This is a genomic window from Pseudomaricurvus sp., from assembly GCF_965662505.1.
GTDB lineage: Bacteria > Pseudomonadota > Gammaproteobacteria > Pseudomonadales > Cellvibrionaceae > Pseudomaricurvus.
The window spans coordinates 1-8436 of the sequence record NZ_CBFIHX010000135.1 but is presented as its reverse complement, the minus strand read 5'-3'; the positions used below and the strand labels follow the sequence as shown (position 1 = coordinate 8436).

Here is an 8436-nt window from a genome sequence, read left to right as displayed (position 1 = left end):
TGTTTTTATGTTTTGTCGATTTACTGGAGGTTTTGTTTTTGTGGTATCTATTCCTATGATTTTTACGTGAGTAGCCGATTTTTATTTTCTGTAAAGTTCACTGTCCATTTGCGTATGATAAGTTGTACTTTTTGATCCATTTGCTGTGATTATTTATGTCGTCGGCGTCTGAATTGCCAGTAAAATAATTATTTGGTGTTGCATCTTTTCTGGTCTTCACCTCAATAATTAAGATAATCATCTTCAATGGAGAAAGCATCTTGTCTACCGTTATTATTACTGATTCAGCTTGTGAGCTTCCTGCGACGGTTGAAAACTCAAAATCGGTAAAATTGTTGCCTGTTAATATGATTATGGGAGATGCTAATTTTAAAGACTCTCTTAAAGCGAACGACATTTTAGTAATGCTCGAGCGAGGAGAAATTACGGAGAAACAATACGGGACGTCTGAAGCGGCAACGAAAGAACAAATTATCGAGTTTTTGAAAAAAGAGATTTTACCGCACTACGATTATGCGGTTGTACAAACGGTGTCCTCTAAGTACAGCAATCAGTGTGAGTTATGGCAGCAAGTTAAAAGCAGTTTTGGTCCACAGTTTAGAGATTATAGAGAGCCCGGCCGTCGTGCTTTCTCTTTGAGTATCATTGATACTGGAACATCTTACAGCGGCCAGGGGCTGTTTGCTCTGGAGTCCATTCGTCTTGCTCGTCAGGCTAAAACCAAGCGTGAATTTATTGCTCAGATGAGGGAGTTTACCAACTATGTGCAAGCTTATTCGGCACCACCTAATGTCCAGTTTTTACGTCAGCGTGCTATCCAGCGTGGCGATAATACAGTGGGTTTTGTCAACGGTTTAATTGGTAAGTTGTTAAAAATTTCTCCGGTTATCTTTGGTATCCGGGGCGAGATGGGCTTGAGTGCTCAGGCTCGAGGTCATGAAAATGCGATTAATATTATGCTTCAGCATGGCATTGATGCGATTAGGAAAGGCCTTAAGTCGCCGTTTATTAATATTTCTTACGGTGGCCCTTTAGAGGATTTGGATAAGTTCAAGTTGTTGCAGGAACTAAAAAAAGTTGCCTCTCAGTATGATGTTAAAGTCTTTATTTCCGTGGCCAGGTTACCGTCCCTGATTAATCTTGGGCCCAAGAACTTCTCTATGTCGATCGCCAGTAACGATCCCGACTTTGTTATTACAAGCAGCTGATCATTAGGTAATGTGTCTTTGAAGTGTCAGGCATAAAAAAACCCGGCCGAAGCCGGGTAAAGTGCCCTAAAGGAGAAGTCTAGTAGAGAGTCGTGCCCGCAAAGGATATTGCGAGTACGACTTTTTTATTTGTAGTCGTTAAGCGCTGTCATCACTGTTGAGCGTGCCATCGCCATCACGATCGATCCCAATGCGAGTGCCGTTTCCGGGTGGAACACAGGTAAATGTGACCGGGTTACCTTCGAGATTTACAAGATCCAGAAGATCATTGAGATCGACGGCAGCTTGTTGAGACTTTTCTGATATAAACAATTCACGGCTATTCATGACATAACCCGCCCTTTGGTTTTCGACAATAGCGGAGGCGATCAAATCGCATTCAGGGCGGGGTGTTACTATCAGAGCTCGATTGATCAGAAGTTGAACGCGGCTTTGAATATCATCCCGATGTTTGTTTTGCGCCGTCACAGTGACCTGTTGTCCGACAATGGGTGTCATTTCAGAGGGGAATGCCAGCGTAAGCTCTTCAATCCGGCGAGCATCGGTATCGTTCAGGGTAAAAACTGCTTCCCCGAGAAAGCTAAACACGCTGCCATGTGATCCGGAGTTGTCGAAGCCGAAGCCTCGAATCTGATCGCCCAAATGTGGTGTGTTGGTTTGAGAGTTGCGTGCAAACATTCCGATCTTTTGGTACATGTTGCGCAGATGAGGAATCTTCATGTCTTCTTCTACGCTGGGGCCTTCAATTGCCATTGAGCCATCGGTACCAAACTGATTCTGAGTGACATCGAGGCGATGACATCCGTTACAGGTTGTAATCGTGTCGGATACAACATTGTTATAAATGTTGAGTGCTTCTCTTTGACGCGCGGTAAGACCGTTATCCAAGTTGGCAATTGGATTGGGTGGATAGCTGAGTTCCAGAGCAAACTTGGCAAAAGCATCCATTTCAAATTCGCTGAGTTCAGAAGAGCGTCCCAAGAGCTGGGTAAATGCAATATTAAAGTCCTCGAATGCCTGTTCTTCCAATGTTTCATCGGGATCAGCGTCGACTCCTGTTCTGTCGCCACGCCAGTGCATGGGGCCATTGCCTTTCATTCCCCGGAAGCTCTGTGTCGTCATTGGGCCTTTCATTGGGTGAAGATCAGGATTGCGACCGGAGCTTGGAATGTTTTCGTTATAGGATGCAGGGTTGATGGCAAGGTCTTCATCCGGGTTGCCCAGATCCCAGGCGAGGTGATCCATATCGGCAAACGTGTGGCAGCCCGCGCAGGAAGAATCGCCGTGGCCGGAAGTGTAGTTGGCGTCGTACAAAAAACGGCGACCGTTAACGACGACATCGGGTTCCGGGTTAAACATTGTGACGTGAGATAGCTCGCTCATGGTGCTACCGGTACTGATTATGGAAACACCGTTGTCATAACGTGTGGTGACAAAAGCACGGTTTTGAAGCTCATCCAGCACCACGCCTGTCGGGCCGCCACCGCTTAAAACTAGCTGATTGTCGGTTTCTGGAATAAAAGAGTCCGATTCCAGGCTTTCGGTGCTGAAGCGAGCCAGCTTGTCGGAGCCCATGGCGGCAAGGTAAAGGTCCTCACCGTTGCTGGAGATGGCCATTTGCAATGGTGTCGCGAGCGCACGTTCGCGTTCAGACTGTGTGCCTTCGAGGTTGTAGTCGATGTGCTTGTTGAGGTGGCGAGGTTTAACGTCTTTACCGTCAATAACTGTGATGCGGTTTTCAAGGAAGTGTCCCCGTACGGTTGTCGATTGCGTGCCGGATCCCTCAAAACGATTCAGGTTCAGCGCCTCCTGATTGGATACATAAACCGTATCATTGCTGGGATTGACCGCGAGATTAAACAGGGTGGTGCCAACGCCGGACGTCTGATCAATAACACGCGGTGTTGATGAGCTGGTATCAATGGTAAAAACATCGTAATCAGGCAGGTTCAGTTTAACTCGCTCACTCCAATCCTGCGGTGGTACTCCCCGGGTTGGATCCCCGGCATCTACCCAGCGATTACCATCGAACTGCACGATCAAGCCGGTTTGTGGCTGTTCAAACCCCTCGTTGTTAGCTTGCGGGGGTGCCTTGGTAATACCTCCATCACCAATGTCATCCGTGAGTACGGTTGTGCGGTTGCCGGAATGAAGCACGGCCGCGTACACGCGTGAACCACTGGCGTTACGAGCCAGACCGCGCAAAGTGTCACCAAACATATTCAAAATGGTATGCGGTGTGCCGGTGAGCGTATCGCCGGTATTGTTGCTGTCAAAAACCCATACATCGGCGCGGCCAATCCCTTCGGTTTGCAGTTGGGGATCAAAGGGGACGTTTTGTCCGCGATGAGCAGCGGAGATAAAGGCAAACTGATTGCTGTTGGGGTTGTTGCCTCCAGCAAAGACAATATCGCGGGGTTCGTCACCCACCAGCAAGGTTTTGATGATGCGAGCCGGCTGAGCTGCCAGGTCAATGACGCTGACGCTGTCGGACAGATGATTGACGACCCAGAGCTCGTTATCGTTACGCAGAGCCAGAGCCACAGGTTCGAGCCCCACTAATATTGAACCAAGGGATTGCGGGGTATTACTGCTGACATCAAAAATTTCAACCCGGTTGTCCGGCGTGTTGACGACATACAAGCGATTGCTGTCACTGGATAACGCCATTGGACGAACATGACCGGATTCAAATGTGACGAAGTCTCCGATCTCAGGAAGTTCATTGTTAACGGGAGGGGGCGCGCCGTTATTGCCTTCCAGCAGAATGTTGTCTATTTCTATACTTTCCAAAAAGCCGTTGGCTGCCGGACTGAAACGTAGACGAATGGAGGCATTGTTGGCGACTGCGGGCAGGGAATATTTTACCCGCTGATTGTCGGAACTGCTTGTCGCTTCTAGTGGTGTAAAGTCGCCGTCATTGACAGATATGGCCATGGTAGAATTTTCGCTGTTACCCAGACCGGAAGTGCCGTGGCTGTAACTGAGAGTAAGCTTGTCGAAACCTTGTGTGTTGATTGCTGATGACGTAATGCTGCTGTTGAAACCGCCGAGTAAGAGAACGCTGCCGCCGAGGGGAAGTACTATGCCGTTGGCACTGAAGTTTCCGAAGCCGTTGTCAAAATCTTCTTCCAGTACGGTTGCCGATAGAGCGACAGTTGACAGTAGCGCCCCTAAAGTCATGACCAAAGACTGAATGGATTTTTTTAAAAAAAGCTTCTGGTAAATGCCCAGTGCTGCTTTGGACGCGGATGTGCTTTTATGGAATCTCGCTGTTGCCAAAAACTTCATGATTTTCCTTGTTACGGCTGTTGGTTTGGATGCAGACATTGATCCAACGCCTTAGGACTTGATGCTCGCAGGGAGGTGCGTAAATTGAGCAAGGCGTCAGGAGTACAGATATTTCCTACTCCGGACGTAAAAATACCAGCACTAAAGCCCTGAAACTTATTGTTATTATTCAGTGCTCAGGTGTGAGTATTTGGAATGGATGGTAATGATCTATAAGGGTATTCATCTATGGCATGATGATACACATTTGTAGGTTTTGGGTGTGTCGTGTTGCCAGGGTAGAGGGGTGGTCAAAAAGTGTTAATCAGTTCTCTATGTCATGAAGGGTGAATGTCGGTCAAATCGTTTTTTAAGTGTTTCTGGCGCAGCAGATAAAACTGTAAGTGAAAAAATAGGCGCCATTGTCGTTGTGATTTCCACCAGAAGGTCTGCAAAATCTTAAGGTGCAGATCTTCTGGTGGATTTCAGTGATGAGTTTTCAGTCCAGTTTTTAAACGCTAACGATTAAAAATTAGAAATGTTGGATGACGTGCAACTTCTCCAGGCGCCGTAACACAGCTGCCCGTAATTTCTCAGGCGACTGTTGCTGATGTGAGCGGTGGATGTATTACTGTCAGTGCGGAAAACCGCTTCCTTCATATTGGAAATCTGGCAGTTGTTGACCGTGACGTTTACGGTAAATCCGGTGCCACCGTTTTGGCGCAGAAATTTACCCATGTTGTCGACCACACAGTTTTCGACGGTAATGTTGGATGCCGCATTGATCTGCATAAACTTGTCGTAGCCGTTGTAGCCTTCAATATTACGGATGGTGACGTTGCCTGCCGACTTTACGGTTAGGGCATCTTCTCCAACGTCAGTCCAGCGAATGTTATCGATGGTTCCGCCATTGTAAAAGTGAATGCCGTCAGCCCCGTTGTTGCCGATGATGACGTTTTTCAGTGTGGCACCATTCTCTACTCGAAACACCGGTTTTTGTCCTTCGGCCTGACCGCCATCACCCAATGCACTGGTGGGGTTGAAGGTTTTACAGCCGCCATCGTAAACGCCACTGGAGACGACAATGGTACTGGAGACCGTTACGGAACCAGTGGACTGACAGCTGGAGCCGGGTGTGTTGGACGGAGGTGGTGTGCTACCAATCAATTCCGCTTTCCACTGTTGTGAGCTGTTGCCTTGGTAAGACCAGAGAATGACATTTCCCCCGTTTTGTGTGCTGTTGTTCTCGACGGCAATGGATTTTCCACTGAACTTGGAGACAAAATAATAGTTGCCATTATCCAGGGGTTTAATTTCCCACTGCTGATTGTCACCTTCCAGATAACTCCACTGTCGCAGGTCTGCGCCATCTCCTGTATTCCACTCGTAAACATCCATGGACTTTCCGCTGTGGGCTGCACGAACAGAATAGTAACCACTGTTCAGCAGTTTGATGTCCCATTGTTGATGACTGCCGCCGTTGTAGCTTTGCTGAATAATTTGAGCTCCATCACTCTGGCTGGCTTGTGAAACCGTGATGGCTCTGTTGCTGTTCACGTTTGTAAAGGTATAACGACCTTCAGCCAATTGTTCTGTGGGGGTCGGTTCGGGGTTAGGCTCTGTTGGAGGGGGTGGCGGTGTTAGCGCCCATACGGACGTCTGAGCCAATAGCGCGGCGGAGACGGTGAATCCTGTCAGAAAATGTTTCATGCGATGATCCCTTCTATGTTGTTATCGTTTAAGGAGGACATGTTGTTAAGGCGTACATATTGTTAAGACGTACACGTTGTTGAGGCTTACATGTTGTTAAGACTTACATGTAGTTAAGACCTACATGTTGTTAAGACCTACATGTTGTTAAGACCTACATGTTGTTAAGACCTACATAGTTCATCCGCTTTGTGCTCAATGTTGTCGGTGGCCTCGGGTGTGGCGTTCAAGACACAACTAAAATGCAAACAAAGCACAAATAAGATGCGGGCTAACAGTTAACGATTTATGGGAAGGAAAACAGAACAAGATGCTCAGCTTTTATGAACTGACAATAAACCGTTCGGTGTTCGAGCTGCAGATCACATTTTGAACACTGGAGAACAAAGCGCACCCGATGTCGGGCACGCTTGGTGTGGGAGGAAGGAGGTGACATTTGCGGTCGGCTTGGGTTCAGGATCAGGCAAAAACTGCGGCGGGGGTGTCCTGCACTTCAGTTTGAAGCTCTTGATTCCTCCGGGTCTTAATGGAATCCCAGACCTTTTCGTGGAAGAAGTAGCCCACGCTGTTTACCAGAGGTTCGACCAGAGCGATGGTGCCACCGATGACCAGGCTACCGGTTAACAGGTAGGCCACGGTCAAGGCGATCGCGAAGTGCATAATGGTAAAGGTGATTGACTTGGTCATGATCGTGTTCCTGTGTTTAATTTCAGCTTGCAAATAATAATATTTCTTATTTACATATTGGGATAATCGGAACTTCCTATGACTTTAATAGGTCGGGCGGCCACAGCTCATTCAGCCGCTCTCAGTCAACAGCCCCCGCAAGTTTTGACAGGGAGGCACGCAAATCACTGACGACAGCGCGTACGGCTTCCATGCGGGAATAGTTGGGGCGGATCACCAGACTGATTTTCCGAGTCGGCACAGGCTCGGAAAAGGGAAGGTAATGCAGGTTGTTGTCTGGCTGTTGATTCAGCGTGGCCAATTTGGGGAGCAGGGTAATGCCCAAACCACTGGCGACCATATAGCGCAGAGTCTCCAGACTGGTGGCCTGAAAGCGGTTGTCTTCGTGGGCGCCGGCGCTGAAACAATAACCCAATGCCTGATCTCGCAGGCAGTGGCCGTCTTCCAGAGTTAAAATCTGCTCTCCTTTCAGGTCTTCCAGAGTGACGTTCTCTCGCCCGGCAAAAGGGTGTCCCGTGGGAACCGCCAGCATCAGTTCTTCATCAAAAAGGTCGTAGCGCTCAAAGTTATCCATGTCTTCCAGATAGGGGAGGATCAACAGATCCTGCTTGCCGCCATTGAGCTCCTGCAGCAGATTCTGGGTTTTGTTTTCGTGCAAATAGAAATGGATATTCGGCAGCGCGCGATTCAAGCCGGGCATGATGTGCGGCAACAAATAGGGCGCCAGTGTGGGGATCATGCCCACATGGAGGTCTCCTGCCAGAGGATCCAGCAGCGATTTGGCGGTGGACTCAAACTCCTCGGCGGCTTGCAAGACCTTGCGAGCTTTACCAATCAGGGTTTCACCGGCGGGTGTCAACATCACACTGCGCCGATGCCGCTCCACCAGTTGCAGCGACAGCTGATCTTCCAACTTCATTATTTGGCCGCTCAGCGTTGGCTGACTGACAAAACAGGCCTCGGCGGCTTTGCCGAAGTGCTTGTGCTCGTCAATCGCCACTAAATACTCCAGGTCTCGTAGTTTGATCATGGGGTCTCGTTACTGATGGATTCTTGTGTGGGAGCCAGAAGCAGGAGCGCCTGCTGGCCAGTTAATGTAGCGGTTGGTAGCCGAAAGCCCTAATTAGATCTTCTTATGATCGAGATAGGGGGGGTAAATAGGAAAGTCTGCAATGAAAAGTGTAATTAAGTGTGCAGCGAAAAACAGGGTTCAGCGAAGAGCATAGCCCTGTCTCTCATCTGTCTGGAGCGCCTAGCTCGCTTGGGGGCAGGTTGTTTAGAACGTTTTAGCGTCATCTAAATGTAATTTGTGCCAAATCCACATAAGTGAGATCTGTGTTCAATTTTTGTCATTCTATCTGTGTATGATACTCATTATCATATAGAAGTGATAATCATTAATAATGTGAGTGGTTAGCCCAGACAGGGATGGCTATTGCCTGTGGTATTTGCAGGCGGTGGATCATTAGCACTCAGATCAGAGAGGGAGTACAGCTGTATGGGGAGCATTGAGTTACTGGATACTGTTGATGTTCATGGCGAGAAGCGAGTGAATTCAGAC

General features: G+C 48.3%; 5 protein-coding genes. 1 reads left to right on the top strand and 4 read right to left on the bottom strand.

The features are described from left to right. Positions 1–260: 260 nt before the first annotated feature. On the top strand, positions 261–1208 hold the full coding sequence (locus ACTG33_RS14715) for a DegV family protein (RefSeq protein WP_439135980.1): 948 nt from the start codon (positions 261–263) through the stop codon (positions 1206–1208). A gap of 138 nt (positions 1209–1346) precedes the next feature. Here the strand turns inward: ACTG33_RS14715 and ACTG33_RS14710 are convergent, their stop codons facing one another. From ACTG33_RS14710 to oxyR, 4 genes are all read right to left on the bottom strand, one after another. Further along, complete coding sequence (locus ACTG33_RS14710) at positions 1347–4499, bottom strand: hypothetical protein (protein WP_439135979.1); 3153 nt, start codon at positions 4497–4499, stop codon at positions 1347–1349. A 504-nt stretch (positions 4500–5003) separates the two neighbouring features. Then, complete coding sequence (locus ACTG33_RS14705; RefSeq protein WP_439135978.1) at positions 5004–6188, bottom strand: pectate lyase; 1185 nt, start codon at positions 6186–6188, stop codon at positions 5004–5006. Positions 6189–6647: 459 nt separating this feature from the next. Then, positions 6648–6875, bottom strand: a complete 228-nt coding sequence (locus ACTG33_RS14700) for a DUF2061 domain-containing protein (protein ID WP_439135977.1) — start codon at positions 6873–6875, stop codon at positions 6648–6650. A 121-nt stretch (positions 6876–6996) separates the two neighbouring features. Beyond that, the gene (gene oxyR / locus ACTG33_RS14695; protein WP_439135976.1) at positions 6997–7905 is read right to left on the bottom strand and encodes a DNA-binding transcriptional regulator OxyR; all 909 of its coding nucleotides are present in this window, start codon (positions 7903–7905) and stop codon (positions 6997–6999) included. Positions 7906–8436: the final 531 nt, after the last annotated feature.